This is a genomic window from Marivita sp. (genome assembly GCF_022763305.1).
In the GTDB taxonomy this organism is placed as follows: Bacteria; Pseudomonadota; Alphaproteobacteria; order Rhodobacterales; family Rhodobacteraceae; genus Marivita.
This window is the reverse complement of sequence record NZ_JALEGT010000120.1, coordinates 1-24,449: the sequence shown is the minus strand read 5'-3', so window position 1 is coordinate 24,449 and position 24,449 is coordinate 1. Positions and strand designations below refer to the sequence as shown.

Here is a 24,449-nt window from a genome sequence, read left to right as displayed (position 1 = left end):
GTGGGCGGGGCAAGATCCTGTTTTTCAACGCAGAGACGTCAATTCCTGTGCAATTTGCGCCCCAAGGCGGGCATTGTTCAGCACAAGCGCGATATTGGCGTCGAGCGACCTTCCTTCGGTCAGTTCGAAGATGCGTTGTAGCAGATAGGGTGTCAGCGCCTTGCCCGCGATGCCATGCGCTTCGGCATCCTGCGTGGCGCGGGTGATGATGGGGTGGATCTCGGCATGGGGGATTTCGGCCTCGGGCGGGATCGGGTTGGCGATCAATTGACCGCCCGGAAGCTTGAGAGCGGCGCGCATGCGATGGGCCTTGGCGATCTCGGCAGGGGTGTCGGCGCGGAGCGGCGCCTTGAGGCTTGAGCCGCGCGACCAGAAGGCAGGCAGGGCGTCCTGACCATAGGCCATGACCGGCACGCCAAGGGTTTCGAGCACTTCAAGCGTCTTGGGCAGGTCGAGGATGGCCTTTGCCCCGGCGGCCACAACGGTGACAGGGGTTTGCGACAGTTCCTGAAGGTCGGCCGAGATGTCGAAGCTCTGGTCCGCGCCGCGGTGTACGCCGCCGATGCCGCCGGTGGCAAAGACCTCGATCCCGGCGATATGGGCGGCGATCATGGTGGCGGCCACAGTCGTTGCGCCGGTGCCGCCTTTGGCGATGCAGACGGCCATGTCCGCGCGGCTGAGTTTGGCGACCTGACGCGCCTGCGCAAGCGCTTCCAATTGTCCGGCGTCGAGCCCGATGCACAGCTGTCCCTCAATCACCGCGATGGTGGCAGACTCGGCCCCGGCGTCGCGCACGGTGGCTTCGATGGCGCGGGCGGTCTCGAGGTTCTGCGGCCAGGGCATGCCGTGGGTGATGATCGTCGATTCCAGCGCGACGACGGGTTTGCCTGCGTCCAGCGCGGCTTTGACGGCGGGGGAAATCTCTAGGGGCAGGGTGGTCATGTCAGTTTCCTCCGGCGACATAGGCTGCGGCAGTGGCAAGGGCGCGATGCAGGGCTGTGGGGCGGTCTGCGCCGCGCAACTCGGATGCAATATGCGCGGCCATGAAGGTGTCGCCTGCGCCGGTGACGCGAGTGACCATCACCTCGGGCGGGCGTTCGGCAAGGATGCCGTCGCGGGTGGCATCGCAGGTGACATTGCCGCCATCGGTGACCAGCGCACGCGCGGCACCCCGTTCGATCAGCGCGGCCCCGGCCTGTGGTGCGCTGGCGAATTCGGTCTGGCAGAGCAGCCCGGCCTCTTCGAGATTGACATAGAGCACGCCCTTGCCCGCGCGGATGAAGGGCTGCAGCCGTTCCGCCTTGCCGGGGGACGCCGGGGCGATGCGCAGGTCCGCCTGCGCAAACGCCGGGTGATGCACGATCTGGTCGAGCAGCGACTCGGTCAGGTTGCCATCGAGCGCGATCGGCCCGGCAAAGGGGGCTTCTACAAATCCCACAGGCCCGGTGATCAGCGGGCGCAGGATCTTGTCACCTGCCTGTTCGAGGGAATGGGCGTCAGCGATGGCGGCGATCAGGCCGTTTGCGCCTTCGACCGCCATGTATTGATCGGTGGGCAGATCGTCCGAGCGGTAGAGGTGGTCGGTGATCAGGCCCAGACGGTCACAGGCGGCGACCAGTTCATTGCCTTCGGGATCGCGGCCCACGACGCTCAGCAGGGCGGGCCGCAGATCGAACCGCGCCAGCGTCATGGCGATGTTCAGCGCCACACCGCCGGGCAGGCGGGTGATGTGGCCGGGCACATCGGCGCCCTGTTTCATGTGCCGGTCGGAGCGGCCGATCACGTCCCAGAGGACGGAGCCGATGCAGAGAATGTCGGGGCGCTGTGTCATGCGCCCGTCATCGCCCGACTGCAAGATCGGCGCAAGGGCCGGAGTGCAGAACGTGCCGTCGCGCCGCCCATTGTTGCCGCCTGCGCTTTGTGGCAGGCCTGCGGGCAGAATTGAACGGAGATCTGCGACAATGATGAAACCGACCCTGATGCGCCCCGGCGGGCTTCCTGCGACAGCCTCCACACCGGTGGTGACGCCGCTGATGCCTTCGGTGGTCTATGCCAGCGACACGCCGGACCAGTTGGATGCGCAGTACGAGGGACGGATGCAGGGCTACACCTATGCGCGTGAAGGCCATCCCAATGCCGATGTGCTGGCACGCCGGATCGACGCGATGGAAAGCGCGCCGGTGCCGGGGATCGTTCTGGGGTCAGGCATGGCGGCTGTGACTGCTGTGCTTTTGGGGCTGTGCAAGGCGGGCGACCACGTTGTCGGCGGTGACCAGTTGTATGGGCGGTCCTTGCGGATGATGCGGGATGACCTGCCGCGCCTCGGGATCGAGACGTCGCTCGCCGATCCGACGGATGCGGCGGCCATGGCGGCGGCGCTGCGGCCGAACACGCGTCTGGTGCTGATCGAGGTGGTGTCGAACCCGACGCTGCGGATTGCGGATGTGCAGGGGATCGCCGATCTCTGCCGGGAGAAGGGCGTGCTTTTGGTGGTGGACAACACCTTCACCACGCCGCGCGCGGTCAAGCCCTTCGAGTTGGGGGCGGATGTGGTGCTGCATTCGGTGACCAAGCTGCTGGCGGGGCATTCGGACGTGACGCTGGGTTGGGTGGCCACACGGGATGCCGCCCTGAGCAAGGCGATCTACGATTTCGCGGTGACCACCGGCATGACACCCAGCCCGTTCGATTGCTGGCTGGCCGAGCGGGGGCTGATGTCCTTCGATCTGCGCTTTGACCGGGCAGAGTCAAATGCGGCGCGCCTTGCGGACCATCTTGCCGCGCAACCGGGCGTCAAGCGTGTGCTCTATCCGACGCGCCCCGACCACCCCGACCGCGCCCGCGCGCAAGGGCTGCTGCAGGGACGTGGGTGCAACATGGTGAGTTTCGAGCTCGACGGAGGACGCGCGGAGGCCAATGCCTTTACCCAAGGCGCGCACCAGATCGCCTTTGCGCCGACGCTGGGTGATGTGGGCACGACGCTGTCGCACCCAGCCAGTTCCTCGCACCGGGGACTGACGCCCGAGGCGCGGGCCGCACAGGGGATGACGGAAGGGTTCTTCCGGGTGTCCGTTGGTTTGGAAGACCCGGACGCGCTGATCGCGGCGTTTGATGCGGGGCTTGCTGCCGTGGCAGCGGCCAAATGACCGCGGCCCCCCGCGATATTCTGATGGTGCTGGGCATCCCGGCGGTGCTGATCGCGCCGGACGACCGGATTTTTGCCGTCAACGCCGCAGCGGAAAAGCTGCTGGGCAAGAATATCGAAGGGCGGCATTTCATCACCGCGCTGCGCCAGCCAAGCCTGCTTGACACGATCGAGCAGGTGCAGCGCGACGGGACCAAACGCGAAACCCGCTACCTGACCAATGACGGGCAGCATGACATCACCTATCGCGTGACCTGTGGCGGCGTGCCGATGCAGGGCCGCACCGGCATCCTTGTGTCGTTCGAGGACATCACGCCGATGGAACAGGCGGGCCAGATGCGCCGCGATTTCGTCGCCAATGTCAGCCACGAGCTGCGCACGCCACTGACGGCGCTGCTGGGGTTCATCGAAACGCTGCAGGGCCCGGCGCGCAACGATGCGCGGGCGCAGGAGCGGTTTCTGGGCATCATGGGGTCCGAGGCGGAGCGGATGAACCGGCTGGTGTCCGATCTCTTGTCCCTTAGCCGGGTTGAGGCGGATGAGCGCGTGCGCCCGGTTGATCCGGTGGACCTGTCAGCCGTGCTGCAACAGACCCGCCACAGCCTTGCACAACTGGCCGAGGAGGCGGGGATCGAGATGTCGCTGAGCCTGCCCGAAACGCCCGTGACCGTGCCCGGCGACGCGGACCAGTTGCGGCAGGTGCTGACCAATCTCGTGGAAAACGCGATCAAGTATTCCGGGCGCGGAACCTCGGTGCGGATCGGTTTGGGCACGCCGGACTACGAGAACCGGTTGCGCGGGCAGGGGGTTCGGATCGCCGTCAGCGATACGGGCCCCGGCATCGACCCGGTGCATTTGCCCCGTCTGACCGAGCGATTTTACCGGGTGGACAGCCACCGCTCGCGCGAATTGGGGGGCACGGGCCTTGGGCTGGCCATCGTCAAACACATCGTCAACCGCCACCGCGGGAGGTTGCAGGTGGACAGCCAATTGGGCAAGGGGACGACATTTACCGTCATTCTGCCGATGGATGCGCGTCAGGAGTGAGCGGTTCCGTCAACGGAACCGGGTGATGCGTCGACGCGTCACGGCGCGGGTGGGCAATTGGGGACAAGACCGATTTGCGCGGGGCGGCGTGTCCGTTGACGGACACGGGATGATGCGTCGACGCATCATCCGGCGCTTGTGACGTTAGCCCAGCGAATACCCGGCGCCGCGCACGGTGCGCAGCGGATCGGCGCCGCCGCCATGGGTAAGCGATTTGCGCAGGCGACCGATATGCACGTCCACGGTGCGCGTGTCGACATAGATGTCGCGGCCCCAGACCCGGTCGAGCAATTGCTCGCGCGACCAGACGCGGCCCGGTTTTTCCATCAGCGTCGACAGAAGCCGGAACTCGGTCGGGCCCAGCTTGACCTCGGACCCGTCGCGGGTGACGCGGTGGGTTTCGGCGTCGAGCACGATGTCCTCGAATTCGAGCCGCAGGCCCGCCGCCGCCGGGCGGGTGCGGCGCAATTGTGCGCGGACGCGGGCCATCAGCTCGACCACCGAATAGGGCTTGATCACATAGTCATCCGCCCCGGTTTCGAGCCCGCGCACGCGATCCACCTCTTCTGACCGCGCCGAGAGCATGATGATCGGCACGTTGCGCGTGTCGGCGCGGGTCTTGAGCTGGCGGCAGACCTCAATGCCCGAGACATTGGGCAGCATCCAGTCCAGAACGATGATGTCGGGCTGTTCCTCGTCGACGAGGATCAGCGCCTCTTCGCCGTTTTCGGCCTTGGCGACGCGGAAGCCTTCGGCTTCGAGGTTGTAACCCAGAACCTCGCGCTGGGCGGGTTCGTCTTCGACGACCAGAACGGTTGGCTGGACGCTGGTCATGGCTTAGGCCCCTCGGTTCGGTGCCGGAGAGAGATCGACATCGGTGGAGGTCAGATCCTCTTTCTGGCGCGGCTCTTCCGGCTTTTCACCGGTGACGAGGAACACCACCTGCTCGGCGATCGAGGTCACATGGTCGCCCATGCGTTCGACGTTCTTGGCGATGAAATGCAGGTGCATGCAGGGCGTGATATTGCGCGGGTCTTCCAGCATGAAGGTCAGGAATTCGCGGAAGAGCGTGTTGTACATCTGGTCGATGTCCACGTCGCGTTCGATCACGTCGCGGGCCAGCACCTCGTCGCGCTGGATATAGGCATCGAGCGCGTCCTTGAGCATGATCTGCACATCGCGCGACATGCGGCGCAACTGGGCGGCCGAGCCGTTGATCGCCGGCATGCTCATCAGCACGGCATTGCGCTTGGCCAGGTTCTTGGCCAGATCGCCGATGCGTTCAAGGTTGGCGCTCATGCGCATCACCGACAGGATCACCCGCAGGTCGATGGCGGTGGGGGCGCGCAGGGCGATGACGCGGGCGGCTTCCTCGTTCAGCAGTTCTTCGAGCTGATCGATCACCTTGTCATTGGCGCGCACCTGTTCGGCCAGTTCCTGGTCGCGGGTTTCGAGGGCCTGGGCGGCGTCGAGGATGGCCTGTTCCACCAGCCCGCCCATCTTCATGATCCGGGCCTGGATGCCTTCCAGATCGCGGTCGAAGGCGCTTGAGATATGCTGCTGTGTCACGGTCTTATCCAATCCGTCCGGTGATGTAGCTTTCGGTGCGGCTGTCTTCGGGGTTTGTGAAAATCTTGGAAGTGTCGTCGTATTCCACGAGATTGCCGAGGTGGAAGAAGGCGGTCTTCTGGCTGACGCGCGCGGCCTGCTGCATGGAGTGGGTCACGATCACCACGGCGTAGTTCTGGCGCAATTCGTCGATCAGTTCCTCGACCTGGGCGGTTGCGATGGGGTCGAGCGCCGAGCAGGGCTCGTCCATCAGCAGGACCTCGGGTTCGGTCGCCACGGCGCGCGCAATGCAGAGGCGCTGCTGCTGGCCGCCCGACAGGCCGGTGCCGGGAGCCTGAAGGCGGTCCTTCACCTCGTCCCAGATGGCGCCGCGGCGCAGGGCGCGTTCGACGATATCGTCGAGTTCGGCCTTGTTGCGGGCCATGCCGTGGATGCGCGGGCCATAGGCGATGTTGTCGTAGATCGACTTCGGAAACGGGTTCGGTTTCTGGAACACCATGCCCACCTTGGCCCGAAGCTGCACCGGATCGACGCGCTTGTCGTAGATGTCTTCGCCATCAATGCGGATGTCGCCCTGAACGCGGCAGATGTCGATCGTGTCATTCATCCGGTTCAGGCAGCGCAGGAAGGTGGACTTGCCGCAGCCCGACGGGCCGATGAAGGCGGTGACGGTGTTGTTTTCGATCTCGACCGACACGTCCTTGATGGCGTGAGTGTCACCGTAATAGACCTGTACGTCCTTGGCTTTAATCTTGACGTCCGTCACGGCAGTCTCCTGTGTGTGGTGTGGTATATCGTACATGGGACGGGATCCAATTTACCAGCGGCGCTCGAAACGGCGGCGCAGAATGATCGCGATGATGTTCATCGTCAGGAGGAAGATGAGCAGGATGATGATTCCACCCCAGGCTTTTTCATAGAACCCGGCATCGGCGCGGGCGGCCCATGTGTAGATCTGCGCGGGCATGGCCGAGTTGGGATCGATGAAGCCGGACACGACGCCTTCGGGATAGGCGCGGGCGATGAAACCCACCATGCCGATCAGCAGAAGCGGCGCGGTTTCGCCAAGCGCCTGCGCCAGACCGATGATGGTGCCGGTCAGGATGCCGGGGGCGGCCAGTGGCAGGACGTGGTGGAACACGGTCTGCATCTTGGACGCGCCCACACCCAGCGCCGCTTCGCGGATCGACGGCGGCACCGCCTTGAGCGAGGCGCGGGTCGAGATGATGATCGTGGGCAGCGTCATGAGCGTCAGCACCAGACCGCCGACCAGCGGGGCCGACTGGGGCAGGTGCATGAACTGGATGAACACGGCAAGGCCAAGGATGCCGAACACGATGGAGGGCACGGCGGCGAGGTTCGAGATGTTCACCTCGATCAGGTCGGTGAACCAGTTCTGCGGCGCGAATTCTTCGAGATAGATCGACGCTGCCACGCCGATGGGCAGGGACAGGGCCAGCACCACCAGCATCATGAAGAACGATCCGATCACCGAAACGCCGATGCCTGCACCGCCGGGGTTGTCCACTCCGGAATCCGACCCGGTGATGAAGTTCCAATTGAAGTTGCGCACGATGATGCCTGCATCAGCCAGCGCATCCACCAGATCAAGGTCGCTGGCTTCGAAGAAGCGGCTGTCGACAACGGTGTCGCGGCTGACCCGGCCTTTGAAATAACCGTCCACGCGGGACGAGGCGGGCAGGCTGAAGGTCACCGGCGTGCCGATCTGATCGGGGTTTGCCCGGTAGAATTCGCGGATCGTGCTGCCGGGCTTGCCCAGAAGGCGTTCGATGGCGGCGGCGTCGAAGGCAACGGTCAGACCTTTTTCGGTCAGCGCGTCCTGAAGCTTGGCGATAAAGATCCCCTCATAGGCCTTGGTCTTGAGGACCTGGCTTTCTGCGGCATCGAACTCCTCCTGTGTCAGGGTGAATTCGAGCGTCATTTCGGCCTGGGTAAACGCGGGGATGCCCGAGCGCAGGATCGAGACTGCCAGCACGACGAGAAAGAAAAGACCGATGAGGATCGCCACAAGACCATAGGCCTTGAAGCGCTTTTCCGCGGCGTTCCGCTTTTTGGTGCGGGCGTCGACCTGAATCAGGCTGCCCTTGATCGGGGCGCTGTCCATGCTGGCGTCGGTCATTCGTACTGCTCCCGGTATTTGCGCACGATGTAGAGGGCGAAGATGTTGAGCCCGAGCGTGATGACGAAGAGTGTCATGCCAAGTGCAAAGGCAACAAGGGCTTCGGGCGATGCGAAATCCGAGTCGCCCGTCAGCTGCGACACGATCTTTGCGGTGACGGTCGTCATCGCGTCGAACGGGTTGAGCGACAGGCGCGCGGCTGCCCCGGCGCCCAGAACGACGATCATGGTCTCGCCAATGGCACGGCTTGCCGCCAGAAGGATCGCGCCGACGATGCCGGGCAGGGCGGCCGGCAGCACGACCTGACGGATCGTTTCGGACTGCGTGGCCCCAAGCCCGTAGGACCCGTCGCGCATCGCCTGCGGCACGGCGTTGATGATGTCATCCGACAGCGAGGACACGAAGGGGATCAGCATGATGCCCATCACCAGACCCGCGGTCATGACGGCGGTGCCCGCCTGCATCCAGCCGAGGCCGTCATCGCCAAAGACGCTGACCAGAAGCGGGCCGACGGTGAGCAGGGCGAAGAGACCGTAGACGATGGTCGGGATACCGGCCAGAACCTCGAGCATCGGCTTGGCGAAGGCACGCACCTTGGGGCTGGCGTATTCGGAGAGGTAAATCGCAGAGAAGAGGCCGACCGGCACCGCCACGATCAGCGCCACGATCGAGATGTAGAACGTGCCCCAGAGCAGCGGTAGGATGCCAAGATCCGACGCACCACCACGGCCCGAGAAGCTGGGCGCCCAGCTTGTGCCGAAGAAGAAGTCGGCAGCCGGATACAGGCGGAAGAATTCGATGGTGTTGAAGACCAGCGACAGGACGATGCCGAGGGTCGTCAGGATGGCGATGGACGCGGCCGCGATCAGCAGGACGCGCACGCCTTGTTCGACAACATTGCGGGCGCGGAACTTCGGCTGGGTCTCGCGAACGGCCCATGCGCCGCCCGCGATGGCGATCAGCAGAACGACAATCGTCATGATCTGATAGCCGGTGCTGTTGAGCACGCGGAACTGCTGCGCGGCGCGCAGGATCGGCTGGGTAAGCTCAGACGTGATGATGGCCCCGGCAGTGGACAGACGCTCGGTGACATCCGCGACGTCGGCGTCTGTGTTGCGCGCCTCGTCTTCGGTCATGTTGCCGGTGGCGATCGCCAGGTCCATCCCGTCGGCGGCGCGGCGCACCTCAGCCAGAACGAGCCCGCGCGACGAGCTTTGGGCGATGGCGTCGTCGGGGATCATCCCGGAGACCACAGTGTTCACGTAGAACGGTTGCGCGATCAACCAGACCACCAGCACGAGCAGGGCAGGGATCGCGGATTTCATCGCGGCATTGCTGCCGTAGTAATTCGGAAGAGAATGCAGGGAGCGCCGGTCCTGACCGGACATGGCCATGACCCGCATGCGCGCGATGACAAAGGCACCGGCAGCGATTGCGAGAATGAGCAGGAAAAGCCAAAGCAGCGGCATGGTGCCCCCAAGGTGTTCAGCGAGGATGTCTCAAGAAAAAGGAGGCGGCGTTTGCAGCCGCCTCCGCAAGGATTGCATCGCGGGTGCGATTACATGTCTGCGCCCATGACCTTCTCGTCGGCGACCATCTGCTGGGTCTTTGCCAGCTCGGGGTCGGACACGAGGCCGTACTGGGCGAGCGGGCCGTTCGGGCCTGCCAGATCGTCGGAGATGAAGAATTCCGCGTATTCCTTCAGGCCGGGGATCACGCCGATATGTGCTTTCTTCACGTAGAAGAACAGCGGGCGGGAGACCGGGTACTCGCCGGATGCGATGGTGGCGGTTGTCGGCTCGACGCCGGACATGGTGGCCACTTTCAGCTTGTCGGTGTTGTTCTCGTAGAACGCGAGGCCGAACACGCCGATGCCGTTGGTGTTGGCGTCGATGCGGGCGAGGGTTTCGGTGTAGTCGCCGTCGATGTCGACCGACTTGCCGTCCTGACGGACGTCGAGGCAGGCGTCTTCCGCGTCATCTTCGGACATGCCGCCGTCGATCATCGCTTTCATCGCGCCAGTTTCTTCACAACCGATCAGCAGGACTTTTTCCTCGAACACTTCGCGGGTGCCGTGCTTGGTGCCGGGGATGAACATCGCGATTTCGGCATCCGGCAGGTCTGCGTTGAACTCGGACCAGCTGGTGTGGGGGTTGTCGACGATCTGACCGTCCTTGAGAACCTTCGCGCCGATGGCGTTGAAGATGTCGGTCGGTGTGAAGGCTGTGAAGGCCGGGCCGGACTGCTGCGATGCGAACACGATGCCGTCATAGCCGATGCGCACTTCAATGATGTCGGTCACGCCGTTTTCGGCACAGGCCGCGATTTCGCTTTCACGGATGGCGCGCGATGCGTTTGCGATGTCGATGGTGTTTTCGCCAACGCCTTCGCAGAAGCGCTTGAGGCCCGAGGACGAACCGCCGGATTCGACGACCGGTGTCGGAAAGTCGGTGTTGTCGCCGAACGCTTCGGCCACGATCGAGGCATAGGGCAGGACGGTGGACGACCCGGCAACCTGAACGTTGTCGCGGGCTGCGGCAGCGGTTGCGGACACGGCTGCGATGGCCAGTGCAGATACGGAGAGTTTAACGGACATTATGTCAGCTCCTTGGTTGGATATCTCTCGGCCATCCCCCTGATGACCGTTGGCGCCGGGTCTAGAGCGCTTTGGCCATGCTTTTGTGACAGTTGCGTAACGGTTTTATGACACATGAGGATAACGTCCGAAAATTCTGCGGAATGCGCATCAAGACGCTGTTTTTGAATGGTTTTTAATTTTTGCCCTGACGTGGCGGAAAGTACATCGGAACAGTGTGAAACCGTCTTTTGGCGCGAGTCAGTGCCTCGATCAGCCGCTCTGTGTAACATCAACAGGTGACTCGGACATCGGAGCGATTCCGATCTGCGTGGAGTGTTCCTCGAACGGGCGCAGAGTTGAAAAAGGGGAAGTGCACGCTGTCGGCTGCATTAATATCTGCCGGCAACACTTTGAAAACATTTTGAGATGTGTGGATTTCAGGTCATCTATAATTCGTATAATCAGTATTATGTAATATAAAGATGTCCGCAAGTATAGACAAATCGCGCAAAGCCGCCCTAAACACGGATGTTCCTTAACGCCGTGGCTTGCAATGACGCCCGAACAAAGCGCTGCTCTTCTTGACCTGACCCATTCCAACAGCATCGAAGAGCTGTGGGACCTGCATTGCCGTCGGATGGCGGAGTTCGGGTTCGACCGGCTGCTTTATGGCTTCACGCGATTCCGCACCGCGACCTCTCTGGGTGATCCGGATGATTTCATCATCCTGTCGAACATCGACTCGGGCTATGTGAACGCGTTTGTCCATGACGGGCTCTACCGGTCTGCGCCCATGGTGCGTTGGGCGCTCGAGAACGACGGCGCGGCAAGCTGGACGGTTCTGCGGATGATGATGGACAGCGGCGCCGTAACCGAAGCCGAGCGTCGCATCCTCGATTTCAATGCACAGCATGGTTTGACCGCGGGATACTCGATCAGCTTCCGCAGTCTGTCGGATCGCGCCAAGGGCGCCATCGCACTGGTTGCGCGGGATGATCTGACGCAGGATGATGTGGATGCACTCTGGGCGCGCTCGGGCGAATTGATCCAGTTGATGAACAACATCGTGCATCTCAAGATCCTGACCCTGCCCTATACGCCGCCGCACCAGACGTTGACGCGACGCCAGCGCGAGGCGCTGGAATGGGTCGGCGGCGGCAAGACCATGCAGGATATCGCGACGATCATTGGGTTTACACCGGCCACGGTGGAAAAGCACCTCAGGCTCGCGCGCGAGGCGCTCAATGTCGATACAACGGCGCAAGCCGTGCTGAAGGCCGCGTTGCAGAACCAGATGTTCATCAGCGATCGCTAGGCGCGTGAAAAAACCGTGAGGTCAGGAAATCCGGACTTCCTTGACCCAAGGTAAATTGGCAAAGTGGTGATGTTCCGTGAGTGGTGGCAATTTCAGCCAAGGAACGCGGGACCCGCACCCATGATATTACCTTGGCTCTGCGGGTCTCATTCGTAAGTCGCTTGGCTGGCGCCATGGCACGGGCCTGTCCCGGGCAGCGTGTCAGACCCAGTCAAGGGGCCGCGTCATCCCCAAAATGGCGTCGGTCCATTGCTCCCAAAAAAGCGGCGCTGTCCATTATGTCAGCGCCGCTTCCTTTTTCGATCAAATGTGGCTGACTGCCGGGCTCAGCCCTGAGCGGCCTTCGCCACTTCGGCCGCGAAATCCTCGACCTTCTTCTCGATGCCTTCGCCGACTTCGAGGCGGATGAAACCGGTGATCTCGACACCAGCTTCCTTGGCCGCGTCTTCGACGGTCAGGTCCGGGTTGACGACAAAGGCCTGACCCAGCAGCGTGACTTCGCTGAGGAACTTCTTCATGCGGCCTTCGATCATCTTTTCGATGACCTGCTCGGGCTTGCCGGATTCGCGCGCGATGTCGATCTGGATCTGACGTTCCTTTTCGACGACCGCCGGGTCGAGATCGGCTGCGGACAGCGACGCCGGGTTCACGGCGGCGATGTGCATCGCGACCTGCTTGCCGAAGGCTTCGTTGTCGCCGGACAGCGCAACCAGAACGCCGATCTTGCCCATGCCGTCGGCTGCCGCGTTGTGCACGTAGGACACGACCTGACCCCCTTCGAGGGTGGACATGCGGCGCAGCGACATGTTTTCGCCGATGGTGGCGATCTTGTCGGTGATCATGTCCTGAACGGTCTTGCCGCCGATTTCCTTGGTCTTGAGGTCCTCGACATCGCTTGCAGTCAGCGCGGCACCGGAAATGGCATCGACCATCGCCTGGAATTCAGCGTTCTTGCCGACGAAATCGGTTTCCGAGTTCACTTCGACAGCCACGCCCTTGCCGCCATCCACCTTGACCGCGACAAGACCTTCGGCCGCGGTGCGGTCGGATTTCTTGGCGGCCTTGGCGAGGCCTTTGGTGCGCAGCCAGTCAACGGCGGCATCCATGTTGCCGTCGCTTTCGACCAGGGCTTTCTTGGCATCCATCATCCCTGCGCCAGTCAGTTCGCGCAGTTCCTTAACGAGTGCTGCTGTGATCGCCATCTTGGCTCTCCTCATTTCAAATTCGGGCGGTGTGGGCCGTCATGTTCGACGGCCCTGCCCTGTCATATCGATGTAACGACGCGGTAACGCTCAGCTTGCGGCGTCTTCGGCGGCGACTTCTGCCAGAACTTCCTCGACCGGCGTGTCTTCGAGCGCACCGAGATCGACACCGGCCGCACCCATCTGGGCGGTCATGCCATCCAGCGCTGCGCGGGACACGAGATCACAGTAGAGGCTGATGGCGCGGGCGGCGTCATCGTTGCCCGGAATGATGTAATCCACACCTTCGGGCGAGCAGTTGGTGTCGACCACCGCCACAACCGGGATACCCAGCTTGTTGGCTTCGGCCACGGCCAGCGCTTCTTTCTTGACGTCGATGACGAACAGCAGGTCCGGCACGCCGCCCATTTCGCGGATACCACCCAGCGACGCTTGCAGTTTGCCCTGCTCACGCTCCATGCCCAGACGCTCTTTCTTGGTCAGGCCTTCGGCGCCGGATGCCATCTGCTCGTCGATCTGCTTGAGACGCTGGATCGACTTGGACACGGTCTGCCAGTTGGTGAGCGTGCCGCCCAGCCAGCGGTGGTTCATGTAGTACTGTGCGCATTTTTCAGCGGCTTCTGCGATCGGCTGCTGCGCCTGACGCTTGGTGCCGACGAACAGGATGCGGCCGTTCTTTGCCACGGTTTCGCGGATCACGTTCAGCGCTGCGTCGAGCATCGGAACGGTCTGCGTGAGGTCCATGATGTGGATGCCGTTGCGCGCGCCGTAGATGAACTCGCCCATGCGGGGGTTCCAACGCTGCGTCTGGTGGCCGAAGTGCACGCCTGCTTCAAGCAGCTGGCGCAATGTGAACTCTGGAAGAGCCATTGTCGTTTTCCTTTCCGGTTTCAATCCTCAGCGGGGGTATCAGCCAGATGGCCAACCGGTGGACGCTTGGGGATGTCTCCCCCAAAGGCCCGACCCCGCCTGTGGTGTCAGTGGCGCGCGTATAGCGGGGGTTCGCACCATGCGCAACCCCCGGGTTCGACGCGACGCGGCGGGGTTACAGGAACACCCGCTCCACGAACCAATACGCCCCGACCAGCGCAATCGCGGCCGATGCCGGGACGGCGACGTAGCGGCGGTACGCGTCGAGTCGGTCAACCAAAGTCGCCGACAGGATGCAGAGCAATGACAGCGCGGCGAGCGGCCAGAAGAACACCATCGCGGATGCGCCCATGACCTCGGCAAACCCGGGTGTGTTCAGCGCAAGACCAAGGCCGACGAAGATCACCGCCAGTACGGCGTAGAGCCCCTGTGCGGGGGCAACATCCGCCTCGCCGCGATCGACGCAGATGGCATACCAGACGAGGATGAAGGCAATGGCGATCACGGTCAGCTGGCCCAGTTCCACGCCGACGTTGAAGCCGATCAGCGCCGGCACCACCTGCCCGTCCGGAAGGCCGAACTCACCCAGAACGCTGGCAAATCCAAGGCCATGCAGAAGCCCGAACCCGAAGATCACGAAGGGACGCCAGCGGTGCAGCTTGTCCGAGACGATGTTCTCCACCGCCACGTAGACGATCGAGGCCGCGATCAGGGGCTCCACGATGCTGCCCGGCACGGACACGATGCCCAGCACCGCCATGGCGAGCGTCACGGTATGCGCCAGCGTGAAGGCCGAGACCTGCCACAGCAGCGGTGTCATTCGCGTCGACAGGAAGAACAGGCCAAGCACGAAGAGGATATGGTCCAGCCCCTTGGGAAGGATGTGATCGAAGCCGACCGGGATATAGGTTGCGAAGGTCATCCAGCCGCTGGCTTCATCCCCGCCGCCAATGGCGATCGGTCCGCTGCTTTGCCCACCTTCGAGATACCCGGTGTAAGGCTCGTCTACGCCTTGCTGGCGCAGTACAAGCGCACCATAGGCTGCGGGCCAATCAAGGTTCAACGTGCGCGCACCGTCTGGAACCGGACCGCTCAGGATCAGGACCGTGTCACGCGGAAGGTCGGTATTGCCCACCTCGGCCACGTCGATCTGGACAGCTTCAAGCGCGACAGGCGTATCGCCCGCCGTCAGGTCGAGACTGCGGATGAACTCGGGCATCCGCGGCTCGAGCTCGGCTCTCAGAGCATCCGGCTCCAGCGCGCGCAGGCGGTCCACGTCTTCGGACGCGTCGAGGGCATCGGTGTTCTCGATCCCTTCGAGGCTGACACCAGCAACCAAAGCTTCACCATTGAGGGTCAGAGTGATCTCGACCTGCCCCTCGACCACCTCGAGGTCGCCGATCGCCGGTCGCACTTCATGGGCCGACGCCATGGCCGCCGCCACCACCAGACACAGACTGACCCAAAGTGCTTTCATCGCGCGCATTCCTTATCTCACCGTGCAGAAGTCTGTTGCAGCTACGCGCCGCTTCAAGGCAAAGTTTCAGATTTCCGAGATATTTATGCGCCTAGAGCGCAGTGAGTCCGCTGCGGAACCGGCGCATGTTGGCCTGGTAGGCCAGAGCGCTCTTGCGCAACCCGTCGATGGCCGTCTCGTCCAGTGCGCGCACGACCTTGCCCGGCACGCCCATCACCAGAGAGCCGTCGGGGATCTCCTTGCCTTCGGTGATCAACGCCCCTGCCCCGATCAGGCAGTTGTTGCCGATCTTCGCGCCGTTCAGCACCGTGGCCCCCATGCCGATCAGGGAGTTGTCGCCGATGGTGCAGCCGTGCAGCATGACCTTGTGCCCGATGGTGCAGCCCTGCCCGATGGTCAGCGGATAGCCCATATCGGTGTGCAGCACGCAGTTTTCCTGAATGTTGGAGCCTGTGCCCACGGTGATCTGTTCATTGTCTCCGCGCAGGGTCGAACAGAACCAGATGCTGGCCGCCTCTTCCACCACGATCCTCCCGATCAGGTTGGCGTCGGAAGCAATCCACGTGTCCTCGGCAATCTCGGGTGCGATGCCGTCAAGGGCGTAAAGCGTCATGTCAAATCCTCGAATTCCTGCTGCAATTTGCGAACATGATCCACGAGTCCCGGCTGCTGAAGGCGGCGCAGGCGCGTGGCGTCGACGATGGTCTTGAGCTTGTCGAAGGTGGCGTCGAGATCGTCGTTGACCAGCACGTAATCATAGCTGCCCCAGTGGCTGATCTCGTCCCAGCTCTTGAGCATCCGCTTGCCGATGGTCTCGGCACTGTCCTGCCCCCGGCTTTCCAAGCGGCGCCGCAATTCGGCAATAGACGGCGGCAGAATGAAGATCGACAGCGTGTGTGGACCCAGCGCCGAATTGACGATCTGCTGCGCGCCCTGCCAGTCGATGTCGAAGAGCACGTCATTGCCCGCGTCGATGGCGGTTTGCACCGGCTGGCGCGGGCTGCCGTAGAAATTGCCAAAGACGTGCGCGTGTTCGAGCATCTCTCCCGCGCTGACATCGCGCTTGAACGCGTCCTCCGACAGGAAGTGGTAATGCTCGCCATCGACCTCGCCGGGGCGCGGCGCGCGGGTGGTGGCCGAGACCGAAAAGCTCAGGCTCCGGTCCCATTCCAGAAGCCGCCGCGACAGCGTCGATTTGCCCGCTCCCGAGGGCGAGGACAGGATGATCAGCAATCCGCGCCGGGTGCTCATGTCTCACTCCACATTCTGAACCTGCTCGCGCATCTGTTCGATCACGGTCTTGAGTTCCAGCCCGACCGCGGTCAGCGGCGCCGATTGCGCCTTGGAGCAGAGAGTATTGGCCTCGCGGTTGAATTCCTGCATCAGGAAGTCGAGCTTGCGCCCGACCGCGCCTTTTTCGCGCAGCAGCGCGCGCGCCGCCTCGACATGGGTGCGCAGACGGTCGATCTCTTCGGTGACATCGGCCTTGACCGCGATCAGCGCCAGTTCCTGCGCGACGCGCTGTTCGTCGACGCTGTCCTGGTTGTCCATGACCCGCGCCATGGCAGCGCGCATGCGCTCGGCCTGTTCGTCCTTTCGCGCGTCTGCCACGGTGTCGGCGTCGGCCACCAGGGCGCTGATCCGGTCCAGTTGTCCGCCGAGGACGTCGACCAGCGCCGCGCCTTCGGCTTCGCGCGAGGCGATGAAGCTGTCGAGAAGCGGATCGAAATCCGCGACAAGCGCTGCACGGATCTCTGCCGGATCGGTCTGCTGGTGTGCCGTGTCCATCACTCCCCGAACGGTAATCAGATCCGCCGCAGACGAGGCGGTGAGTGACAGGCCGCGCGCCATGGCTTCAGCCTCGATGCGCAGCATCGAGGTCAGCACGCGGTCCAGTTGGGCTTCGTTCAATTCCTGAACGGCGTCGGTGCCGTTCGAATGCAGCCGCAGCGACACGGTCACGCTGCCCCGTGCGATCCGTTTGGTGATCTGGGTGCGCAGCGCCTGTTCCAGGCCATCCACCCAGTCGGGCACCCGCACCCGGATGTCGAGCCCGCGTGCATTCACGCTGCGCAGATCCCAGGACCAGGACAGACCCAGCGCGTCCCCCTGCCCCGAGGCAAAGCCCGTCATGGATTGACGCATGATGTCGTCCTCGCTCCCCCGTGTCAGGAGGTGGGTTACGCTGTGCGCCGGTCCGATGCAAGCCGCTGGCGGCCGCGCATGCATTAACCATTTGTTAAGATCCGCGACGGAATTGCGGCAGAATTGTGGTACGGCCGGCTTTGCGTAACGGGTTGGGACAGCAGACGATGATCATCACGTCGATCACGCGCCATGTGCTGCAGCGCCATGCGATGCGGGCTCTGGACATTCTTGATGGCTATTGGGCCGGATTGGCGGCGCAGGGTGATCTGCCGCTCTGGTCTTCGATTGACCCCGGCCGGATCCAGGATGCGTTGGACCAAGCCTTTCTGGCCGAGATGCATGGCCGGAGCCATGCGCGCCTGCGCGTTGCGGGAACCGCCGTGAACGAGATGGCCGGCCGTCCCTGTGCCGGTCTGCCGCTTGGCTGTTTGGTCGACAGGGATGACCAGCTTCGGTTGCAGGAGGCGCTGCTGCTCTTGGTGCGGACACGTCGTCCCGTGGAGGTCCGACTTGGCGCTGAGCCTTGCGATCACCTCGGTCGGGCGGAGGCCCGGCTGGTGCTCTATCCGCTGCGGGACACGGCGGGACGTGTCACGCAACTTCTTGGTGCGGTTGCGCCAGTGATGGCTGAAAGGTCAGGTGCCGGTCCTTACCGCATTTCGGAGGTCCCGACCCACTCTGCCCCGATCCCGCGCGCGCGCCTGACGCTGGTTGTCAACAATCCATGAAAAAAGGGCGGCCCCGCAGAGCCGCCCTTTCCATCTTGCAAATTGGGTTGATCAACCGGCCTTGGTTGCCAGCTGTGCCTCGCGGCGCGCGGTCAGCTCTTCCGCCACAAGGAACGCAAGTTCCAGCGACTGGGAGGCATTGAGACGCGGATCGCAGGCTGTGTGGTAGCGGTCGCTCAGGTTTTCCTCGCTCACCGCCCGGACACCTCCGGTGCATTCGGTCACATCTTGACCGGTCATCTCGAAATGCACGCCACCCGGAACGGTGCCTTCGGCATTGTGCACGGCGAAGAAGTCCCGCACCTCGCGCAGAACGGATTCGAACGGACGGGTCTTGTAGCCGGTGGACGACTTGATCGTGTTGCCGTGCATCGGATCGCAGACCCAAGTCACGTTGGCCCCCTCTTCGGCCACGGTCTTGATCAGGCGCGGCAGGTGTTCGCCTACCTTGCCCGCGCCGAACCGCGCGATGAGCGTCAGCTTGCCCGCTTCGTTCTCGGGGTTCAGCTTGGCCATCAGCACCTTGAGGTCTTCGGCGGTGGTCGTCGGGCCGCATTTGAGCCCCACCGGGTTCAGCACGCCGCGTGCGAATTCCACATGCGCGCCGTCCGGCTGACGGGTGCGGTCGCCGATCCAGATCATGTGCCCAGAACCTGCGAGCCACTTGCCCGAGGTGCTGTCCTGACGGGTCAGCGCCTCTTCATATTCGAGCAGCAGGGACTCATGGCTGGTGTAGAAATCCACCGTCTGCAGCGTGTGCGCCCGGTCGCTGTCGACCCCGGCGGCCTTCATGAAGTCCAGCGTGTCGCTGATGCGGTTCGCCATGTCGCGATACTTGGCGGCCTTTTCGCCTTCGGTGAAACCCAGCGTCCACTGGTGCACCTGGTGCACATCCGCGTAGCCACCGGTCGAGAACGCACGCAGCAGGTTCAGTGTCGCCGCCGCCTGCGTGTAGGCCTGCAGCATCTTGGCCGGATCGGGAATCCGGGCCTCCGGCGTGAAGGCCAACTCGTTGATGATGTCACCCCGGTAGCTGGGCAGCTCCACGCCATCCACCACTTCGGTCGGGGCAGAGCGCGGCTTGGCGAACTGGCCGGCCATGCGACCCACCTTGACCACAGGCACCTTTGCGCCAAAGGTCAGGACCATGGCCATCTGCAGCATCACCTTGAACGTGTCGCGGATCGCGTTTGCACTGAACTGGTCGAACGCCTCGGCGCAATCGCCGCCCTGCAACAGGAACGCCTCGCCGCGCGATGCCGCGCCCAGAGCCTTCTTCAGCTTGCGGGCCTCGCCTGCAAAAACCAGCGGCGGATACTTCGAAAGCTGGGCCTCGACTGCCTCCAGCTTTTCCTGATCCGTATAGTCAGGCATCTGCACCCGCGGTTTCGTGCGCCAGCCTGATTTTTGCCACTCGGTCATTGTCTCTACTCCGGTATGGTCCAAGTAAGTTAGCGTTAGCGGGGTCGCTATACAGAAACCACCCCGGTCTGACCAGTCAGGAATCGCCCCTCCATGCCTTGACCCCGGTCGTCACTTCTGACCTTCTGGCTTGCAAGGTGCCGCAGAGCACGGACGTAGGCCACGAGAATAGAATGCTACCGACACGCCAGACCGTTGAACTTGATCGCGTTCCCAGCAAGCCGCGCCGGTTTGTGTTTGTACTGCTGCCGGAATTCACTATGCTGTGCTTTGCCGCGGCGGTGGAATCCTTGCGGATCGCGAACCGGATGGCCAATCGCAAGCTTTATGACTGGACCATCGTCGGCGAAGGCGGCGTCGAGATCACCTGTTCGGCCGGTGTGTCGTTCCGGCTGGATTCGGACCTTGTCGAGATGAACCGCGATGACGTCGTGATCGTCTGTGGCGGCATCGATGTGCAGAAGGCCACAACCAAGCGCGTCATCAACTGGCTGCGCCGCGAAGCCCGGCGTGGCCTTGCCATCGGCGGGCTGTGCACGGCGGCCCATACCCTCGCCTCGGCCGGGTTGCTGGATGGCAAGCGCGCGACGATCCACTGGGAAAACCAGGACAGCTTTGCCGAGGAATTTCCCGAGGTCACACTGACCAAGTCGATCTTCGTTGTCGATGGCAGCCGGATCACCACGGCCGGGGGGACCGCATCGGTTGACCTGATGCTCAAGATCGTCGCGGACGATCACGGCGAGGAACTGGCCGGAGCGGTTGCCGATCAGCTCATCTACAACTCGATCCGCACCGATCAGGACACCCAGCGGCTGTCCGTGCCGACCCGCATCGGCGTGCGGCATCCGAAGCTGTCCAAGGTCATCCAGATGATGGAGCAGAACATCGAGGAGCCGATCAGCCCGTCCTTGCTGGCGCAGCAGGTGGGCATGTCCACACGGCAGCTCGAACGCCTGTTCCGCCGCTACCTGAGCCGCAGCCCCAAGCGCTACTACATGGAACTGCGCTTGCAGAAGGCGCGCAACCTGCTGATGCAGACCGACATGAGCGTGATCAACGTGGCACTGGCCTGCGGGTTTGCGTCGCCGTCGCATTTCTCGAAATGCTACCGGGCGCATTACGAAACCACGCCTTACCGCGAACGCGGGGCGCATGCGTCGCGCCTGTCGGTCTGATCCTGTTCCGAGGGCCGCAGCCTGAGGGTCACTTCGGGTAAAGAACCTTGTCGAAGCTTTTCCAGTTGTCCCGCGCGGTTTCCGAGACCTTCCACGAGTCTAGATGCTCGTCGAAGATGTTCTTCTTCATGTCCCGGCAGAACTCCTGCGCGGAGTTGTTGTAGAACATGCGGACCGTCTCGCGATAGGCGGCCTTGCTGTGCCCTTTCAGATCGAGCGCGTTCATCCGGGCCGTCTGTTCATCCCACGCTGTGCGCCATGCGGTGTCGAGCAGCGCCATGTCACGATCATCCCGCAACCATTCATGCCGCTCGCGCGCCTCTTTCGACCGCGTCATCCGCTGTCCGGGAGTCGGCGAGAACACCCAATGCGTTGCAGCATAGGACACGGCAAGCCATCCATAGTGCCGTTCGTTCGTGGTGACGGCTTTCTTCCAGGACATCGTCGCACCGATCGGGAACAGAAAACCGCCGATCATGGCGGACAGGGGGCCAAGTGCCACGCCCCTGGCTCCGATCAAGACGCCGTCGATGATCCCGCAGGCATTGGCGATCTTGCCGACATCCGCAATCCGGCTGAGGACGAACACGAGATCGCCAAAGCGATCCTGATTGCACAGCCAGTTCCAGCCCGACGGGCTGAGATTGCTCTTCAACATCTCGCGGACCTTGGATTGATCAAGGCTGGTCGGGCTCGGCTTGGTCTTGGGGGCAGCCTTGGGTTTTGCCGGAGCAGCCAGCGGCGGATTGGGCGCATTGGCCGGAGTTGCACCTCCGGGAGGCAGCGCGGGGCCTTCATAAACACCTACATCGACGCCGTAACCATAGGGATCCTCGAGGATCAACAGCATGTTGAAGGTGTTGGGCCCGACGATCCCATCGACGGCAAGGCCATGTCGCCCTTGGAACTGGCGTACCCTGGCGTCTGAGTTTCCACCGAATATGCCATCAACCTTGAGCTTCATGTCGCCGCCACGACGCAGAACGTTCAAAAGGCCCTGAAGCCACACCACATCATCGCCACGGCTGCCACGTCTGAGCATACGGTAATCCTCGTCTGTAAATTTCCATTGAGTGTAAACGTCTGTAGTTACTTATCCTTATGCGGGAGTTTGCCCAAAACTGCCTGCCTGACAAACCCTTTTTTCACAGGCGCGTGCGAGGACCCGCCCGCACGTGTTTACCGGGCAATCTCGAACGCGCCATCCAGTATGGTGATGAATTCACACCGTTTTCACTCCAGCAGTTCTTCGCCGCTTGACCGCGGGAGTCGGCGATAGCGCCAGCGTCGGCCGGTCTTCTGTGATACGTTTTACGGGCGCCGTCCATTTCATCGGCGCGTGTTTTGATTTTGCATTTTTCGGAGAAATTACCATGGAAGTCTCATCCTTTGAGCTGATCTACAAACCGCAATCGCCCGTCGGGGCTGCGGATACGGTGTTGCAGGGCTATTTTCTCAACATCACCAATCTCGAAAACGTCCCGTTGCGGTTCACGCTGAACTTCGTCACGTCCTCGGTCAGCGACCCGGACCGGAGCCTCTTCAACAACACCGCCGCCTTTATCGACACGGCGAATTCGAACAACACGCCCGCCTCGCTGCTGGGCGGGCTGACCTCGTCGACCTTCACGCTGAGCCCGTCCATCGTCATAGAACCGAACGAGACGGCAAAGGTGGCAGTGCTGCCCAGCGATCCCTTCCCGACGCCGGTGACACCCGCCAATTTCGAGGCGCGCGGCTATGTGCGGCTTCGCCTGCCGCCGAATTTCCGGTTCTCGTTCCCCGGCGGGCTGACCATCGAGCCACAGCTCGACCGTCCGGCGCGGGTGCTCCTCACGCCGCAGAACCGGGCGACCTATCTGGATGCGAGCGGCGTGATCAACGACCAGACCCAATCCAGCCTGCCCACGGCCTCGGGAGCTGCGCTTGCCGAAGTCGAGCCTGAGACCGGGTTCATTCTCAATCCGGCGGTGATCGCCACACGGATGCAGGAGATCGGCGAGATCGACCGCCCGGATTTCGACGAACGCGACCTTGCCATGATGCTGGCCGCCTTGCCCGCCTCGGGCGTCGATTTCAAAGCGGTGAACGCCGTTCTCAAGGAGGCCGGGATCGGTATGGCGCTGGAGAACCGCAAGGTTTGAGGCCGTTTGATACCGGATCGGATGACTGGGTGCCCCAAGGCGCGTCCGCGCACCTTGGGGTCATCTCGAAAACCTGTGGATAAAGCTTACCTAGGGTAAGTTTTTGCTACTCATAGCGTCAAAGCCGATTTAATCTCCAACATATAGTAGTCCGTTAATGATTTGGGAGGAGTAACATGAATTCGGCTGATACGGTTTGGATTCTGATCGCGACGACACTTGTTTTCTTCATGACCATTCCGGGACTGACGCTGTTCTACGGTGGGATGGTGCGTGCGCGGAACGTCGTCAACATGTTCATGCAGTGCTTTGCCACGGCCTGCCTGATGGTGGTTCTGTGGTATGTTGCCGGCTATTCCATCGCCTATGGCGACGGCGCCGGGTATTGGGGTGGGGTCGACAAGCTGTTCCTGAACGGCGTCACATTGGAGACAACGGTGGGCACCCTGCCCGAGATCCTGTTCTTCGCGTTCCAGATGAGTTTTGCGATCATCACGCCGGTGATCATTCTCGGCGCCTGCGCCGAACGGGTGAAATTCGCCTTTGTGCTGCTGTTCTCGGGGCTGTGGATGCTGCTGGTCTATGCACCGGTCGCGCATTGGGTCTGGGGCGGCGGGTTTCTGTCCGATGGCGGCATCTTCGGCGAGCTTGGTGTCCGCGACTATGCGGGCGGATTGGTGGTTCACCAGACGGCGGGGCTCGCGGCGCTCGTGCTGGCCATCGTCATCGGCCCGCGGCTCAACACCAACACCAATCCGCACAGCCCCGGTCTGGTGATGTTGGGTGCGGCGATGCTCTGGGTGGGCTGGCTTGGCTTCAACGGAGGCTCAAGCCTTGCTGCGGACTCGACCGCTGCGATGGCGATGACCGTGACCCTGATCGCGGGTGCGTCGTCGTCGTTGTCATGGCTGGCCTGGGAATATGTGAAGTTCGGCAAGTTCACCCTTGTGGGCATGGTCACCGGCACGCTGTCCGGATTGGCGTCGATCACGCCGGCGGCGGGGTTTGTCGATCCGAGCTATGCGCTGCTGATCGGTGCGATTGCCGGGATGATGTGTCAGGAAGCGGTGTATCTGCTGCGCAAGCTGGGTGTGGACGACACGCTGGACGTGTTCGCCGTACACGGCGTGGGCGGCATCTACGGCTCGATGATGGTGGCCCCTCTGGGCATCGCCAACTGGACTGCACAACTTGGCGGCATCGCGATCATCGGCGCGTATACCATTGGCGTCACGCTGGTTCTGATCTTCTTCTGCAAGGGCGTTGTCGGCATCCGGGTATCCGAAGACCACGAGAATTCAGGGCTGGACAAGGTGCTGCACGGTCAACGCGGCTATGAATTGCTGACCTGACCGCACGACGCCGTCCTGATTGTCCAATGCACACAATTGGCGCGGGCCCGGAACGGGCCCGCGCCCCTCGGCCGTTCAGCACCAAACGGTGGTTTAGGCTCGATGGTCCAGGCGAGAGGACCCGCAAATGTTCG

General features: G+C 62.8%; 23 protein-coding genes. 7 read left to right on the top strand and 16 right to left on the bottom strand.

Features of this window, described 5'->3' with window-relative positions:
* Nucleotides 1-24: 24 nt before the first annotated feature.
* Nucleotides 25-942: a pseudouridine-5'-phosphate glycosidase gene (locus tag MRY75_RS20385; protein ID WP_292309814.1), complete on the bottom strand. Its 918-nt coding sequence runs from the start codon at nt 940-942 to the stop codon at nt 25-27.
* A 1-nt stretch (nt 943) separates the two neighbouring features.
* Entirely contained in the window at nt 944-1,831 is an 888-nt protein-coding gene (locus MRY75_RS20380) for a PfkB family carbohydrate kinase (RefSeq protein WP_292309813.1), read from the bottom strand.
* A gap of 133 nt (nt 1,832-1,964) precedes the next feature.
* Between MRY75_RS20380 and MRY75_RS20375 the strand changes: the two genes are divergently transcribed.
* Nucleotides 1,965-3,146: an aminotransferase class I/II-fold pyridoxal phosphate-dependent enzyme gene (locus MRY75_RS20375; RefSeq protein WP_292309940.1), complete on the top strand. Its 1,182-nt coding sequence runs from the start codon at nt 1,965-1,967 to the stop codon at nt 3,144-3,146.
* A complete protein-coding gene (locus tag MRY75_RS20370; protein ID WP_292309812.1) occupies nt 3,143-4,192 on the top strand; it encodes an ATP-binding protein in 1,050 nt (349 codons plus the stop codon). The genes MRY75_RS20375 and MRY75_RS20370 overlap by 4 nt, the downstream gene beginning before the upstream one ends.
* Nucleotides 4,193-4,336: 144 nt before the next feature.
* On the opposite strand, the gene phoB is transcribed toward MRY75_RS20370, so the two are convergent.
* The 6 genes from phoB to MRY75_RS20340 form a co-directional block, all read right to left on the bottom strand.
* Nucleotides 4,337-5,026: a phosphate regulon transcriptional regulator PhoB gene (gene phoB, locus MRY75_RS20365; protein WP_292309811.1), complete on the bottom strand. Its 690-nt coding sequence runs from the start codon at nt 5,024-5,026 to the stop codon at nt 4,337-4,339.
* 3 nt (nt 5,027-5,029) lie between these two features.
* Nucleotides 5,030-5,761, bottom strand: a complete 732-nt coding sequence (gene phoU / locus MRY75_RS20360) for a phosphate signaling complex protein PhoU (protein WP_292309810.1) — start codon at nt 5,759-5,761, stop codon at nt 5,030-5,032.
* 4 nt (nt 5,762-5,765) lie between these two features.
* Nucleotides 5,766-6,527 (bottom strand): phosphate ABC transporter ATP-binding protein PstB, encoded by a 762-nt coding sequence (gene pstB, locus MRY75_RS20355; RefSeq protein ID WP_292309809.1) that lies wholly within the window; start codon nt 6,525-6,527, stop codon nt 5,766-5,768.
* A gap of 51 nt (nt 6,528-6,578) precedes the next feature.
* Nucleotides 6,579-7,901: a phosphate ABC transporter permease PstA gene (gene pstA, locus MRY75_RS20350; RefSeq protein WP_292309808.1), complete on the bottom strand. Its 1,323-nt coding sequence runs from the start codon at nt 7,899-7,901 to the stop codon at nt 6,579-6,581.
* Entirely contained in the window at nt 7,898-9,370 is a 1,473-nt protein-coding gene (gene pstC / locus MRY75_RS20345; RefSeq protein ID WP_292309807.1) for a phosphate ABC transporter permease subunit PstC, read from the bottom strand. The genes pstA and pstC overlap by 4 nt, the downstream gene beginning before the upstream one ends.
* Nucleotides 9,371-9,459: 89 nt before the next feature.
* Entirely contained in the window at nt 9,460-10,500 is a 1,041-nt protein-coding gene (locus MRY75_RS20340; protein ID WP_292309939.1) for a substrate-binding domain-containing protein, read from the bottom strand.
* A gap of 532 nt (nt 10,501-11,032) precedes the next feature.
* On the opposite strand from MRY75_RS20340, the gene MRY75_RS20335 reads away from it, so the two are divergent.
* Nucleotides 11,033-11,794 carry a LuxR family transcriptional regulator gene (locus MRY75_RS20335; RefSeq protein WP_292309806.1) on the top strand — a complete coding sequence of 254 codons (762 nt, stop codon included), beginning with the start codon at nt 11,033-11,035 and terminating at the stop codon, nt 11,792-11,794.
* A 326-nt stretch (nt 11,795-12,120) separates the two neighbouring features.
* Here MRY75_RS20335 and tsf read toward each other — a convergent pair whose 3' ends face one another.
* The 6 genes from tsf to MRY75_RS20305 all read right to left on the bottom strand — a co-directional run bounded on the left by tsf (nt 12,121) and on the right by MRY75_RS20305 (nt 17,488).
* Entirely contained in the window at nt 12,121-12,996 is an 876-nt protein-coding gene (gene tsf, locus MRY75_RS20330) for a translation elongation factor Ts (RefSeq protein WP_292309805.1), read from the bottom strand.
* Nucleotides 12,997-13,086: 90 nt separating this feature from the next.
* Nucleotides 13,087-13,866, bottom strand: a complete 780-nt coding sequence (rpsB, locus tag MRY75_RS20325; protein ID WP_292309804.1) for a 30S ribosomal protein S2 — start codon at nt 13,864-13,866, stop codon at nt 13,087-13,089.
* A gap of 175 nt (nt 13,867-14,041) precedes the next feature.
* On the bottom strand, nt 14,042-15,343 hold the full coding sequence (locus MRY75_RS20320; protein WP_292309803.1) for a HupE/UreJ family protein: 1,302 nt from the start codon (nt 15,341-15,343) through the stop codon (nt 14,042-14,044).
* 91 nt (nt 15,344-15,434) lie between these two features.
* Nucleotides 15,435-15,956: a gamma carbonic anhydrase family protein gene (locus tag MRY75_RS20315; protein ID WP_292309802.1), complete on the bottom strand. Its 522-nt coding sequence runs from the start codon at nt 15,954-15,956 to the stop codon at nt 15,435-15,437.
* Nucleotides 15,953-16,594 (bottom strand): guanylate kinase, encoded by a 642-nt coding sequence (gene gmk, locus MRY75_RS20310; protein WP_292309801.1) that lies wholly within the window; start codon nt 16,592-16,594, stop codon nt 15,953-15,955. Before gmk ends, MRY75_RS20315 begins: the two co-directional genes overlap by 4 nt.
* Before the next feature lie 3 nt (nt 16,595-16,597).
* Complete coding sequence (locus tag MRY75_RS20305; RefSeq protein ID WP_292309800.1) at nt 16,598-17,488, bottom strand: YicC/YloC family endoribonuclease; 891 nt, start codon at nt 17,486-17,488, stop codon at nt 16,598-16,600.
* A gap of 167 nt (nt 17,489-17,655) precedes the next feature.
* On the opposite strand from MRY75_RS20305, the gene MRY75_RS20300 reads away from it, so the two are divergent.
* The gene (locus MRY75_RS20300; protein WP_292309799.1) at nt 17,656-18,219 is read left to right on the top strand and encodes a PAS domain-containing protein; all 564 of its coding nucleotides are present in this window, start codon (nt 17,656-17,658) and stop codon (nt 18,217-18,219) included.
* A gap of 51 nt (nt 18,220-18,270) precedes the next feature.
* On the opposite strand, the gene MRY75_RS20295 is transcribed toward MRY75_RS20300, so the two are convergent.
* The gene (locus MRY75_RS20295) at nt 18,271-19,641 is read right to left on the bottom strand and encodes a class II 3-deoxy-7-phosphoheptulonate synthase (protein ID WP_292309798.1); all 1,371 of its coding nucleotides are present in this window, start codon (nt 19,639-19,641) and stop codon (nt 18,271-18,273) included.
* A 173-nt stretch (nt 19,642-19,814) separates the two neighbouring features.
* Between MRY75_RS20295 and MRY75_RS20290 the strand changes: the two genes are divergently transcribed.
* Complete coding sequence (locus MRY75_RS20290) at nt 19,815-20,819, top strand: GlxA family transcriptional regulator (protein ID WP_292309797.1); 1,005 nt, start codon at nt 19,815-19,817, stop codon at nt 20,817-20,819.
* 28 nt (nt 20,820-20,847) lie between these two features.
* Here MRY75_RS20290 and MRY75_RS20285 read toward each other — a convergent pair whose 3' ends face one another.
* Complete coding sequence (locus MRY75_RS20285; protein WP_292309796.1) at nt 20,848-21,861, bottom strand: peptidoglycan-binding domain-containing protein; 1,014 nt, start codon at nt 21,859-21,861, stop codon at nt 20,848-20,850.
* 331 nt (nt 21,862-22,192) lie between these two features.
* On the opposite strand from MRY75_RS20285, the gene MRY75_RS20280 reads away from it, so the two are divergent.
* Entirely contained in the window at nt 22,193-22,963 is a 771-nt protein-coding gene (locus MRY75_RS20280) for a hypothetical protein (protein WP_292309795.1), read from the top strand.
* A 176-nt stretch (nt 22,964-23,139) separates the two neighbouring features.
* The gene (locus tag MRY75_RS20275) at nt 23,140-24,315 is read left to right on the top strand and encodes an ammonium transporter (RefSeq protein WP_292309794.1); all 1,176 of its coding nucleotides are present in this window, start codon (nt 23,140-23,142) and stop codon (nt 24,313-24,315) included.
* Nucleotides 24,316-24,449: the final 134 nt, after the last annotated feature.

Excerpts from the sequence above, each read along its gene's own strand:
- MRY75_RS20385 (WP_292309814.1), bottom strand. The coding sequence starts at position 942 with ATGACCACCCTGCCCCTAGAGATTTCCCCCGCCGTCAAAGCCGCGCTG.
- MRY75_RS20380 (WP_292309813.1), bottom strand. The coding sequence starts at position 1,831 with ATGACACAGCGCCCCGACATTCTCTGCATCGGCTCCGTCCTCTGGGAC.
- MRY75_RS20375 (WP_292309940.1), top strand. The coding sequence starts at position 1,965 with ATGAAACCGACCCTGATGCGCCCCGGCGGGCTTCCTGCGACAGCCTCC.
- MRY75_RS20370 (WP_292309812.1), top strand. The coding sequence starts at position 3,143 with ATGACCGCGGCCCCCCGCGATATTCTGATGGTGCTGGGCATCCCGGCG.
- phoB (WP_292309811.1), bottom strand. The coding sequence starts at position 5,026 with ATGACCAGCGTCCAGCCAACCGTTCTGGTCGTCGAAGACGAACCCGCC.
- pstA (WP_292309808.1), bottom strand. The coding sequence starts at position 7,901 with ATGACCGACGCCAGCATGGACAGCGCCCCGATCAAGGGCAGCCTGATT.
- pstC (WP_292309807.1), bottom strand. The coding sequence starts at position 9,370 with ATGCCGCTGCTTTGGCTTTTCCTGCTCATTCTCGCAATCGCTGCCGGT.
- MRY75_RS20335 (WP_292309806.1), top strand. The coding sequence starts at position 11,033 with ATGACGCCCGAACAAAGCGCTGCTCTTCTTGACCTGACCCATTCCAAC.
- tsf (WP_292309805.1), bottom strand. The coding sequence starts at position 12,996 with ATGGCGATCACAGCAGCACTCGTTAAGGAACTGCGCGAACTGACTGGC.
- rpsB (WP_292309804.1), bottom strand. The coding sequence starts at position 13,866 with ATGGCTCTTCCAGAGTTCACATTGCGCCAGCTGCTTGAAGCAGGCGTG.
- MRY75_RS20320 (WP_292309803.1), bottom strand. The coding sequence starts at position 15,343 with ATGAAAGCACTTTGGGTCAGTCTGTGTCTGGTGGTGGCGGCGGCCATG.
- MRY75_RS20315 (WP_292309802.1), bottom strand. The coding sequence starts at position 15,956 with ATGACGCTTTACGCCCTTGACGGCATCGCACCCGAGATTGCCGAGGAC.
- gmk (WP_292309801.1), bottom strand. The coding sequence starts at position 16,594 with ATGAGCACCCGGCGCGGATTGCTGATCATCCTGTCCTCGCCCTCGGGA.
- MRY75_RS20305 (WP_292309800.1), bottom strand. The coding sequence starts at position 17,488 with ATGCGTCAATCCATGACGGGCTTTGCCTCGGGGCAGGGGGACGCGCTG.
- MRY75_RS20300 (WP_292309799.1), top strand. The coding sequence starts at position 17,656 with ATGATCATCACGTCGATCACGCGCCATGTGCTGCAGCGCCATGCGATG.
- MRY75_RS20295 (WP_292309798.1), bottom strand. The coding sequence starts at position 19,641 with ATGACCGAGTGGCAAAAATCAGGCTGGCGCACGAAACCGCGGGTGCAG.
- MRY75_RS20290 (WP_292309797.1), top strand. The coding sequence starts at position 19,815 with ATGCTACCGACACGCCAGACCGTTGAACTTGATCGCGTTCCCAGCAAG.
- MRY75_RS20285 (WP_292309796.1), bottom strand. The coding sequence starts at position 21,861 with ATGCTCAGACGTGGCAGCCGTGGCGATGATGTGGTGTGGCTTCAGGGC.
- MRY75_RS20280 (WP_292309795.1), top strand. The coding sequence starts at position 22,193 with ATGGAAGTCTCATCCTTTGAGCTGATCTACAAACCGCAATCGCCCGTC.
- MRY75_RS20275 (WP_292309794.1), top strand. The coding sequence starts at position 23,140 with ATGAATTCGGCTGATACGGTTTGGATTCTGATCGCGACGACACTTGTT.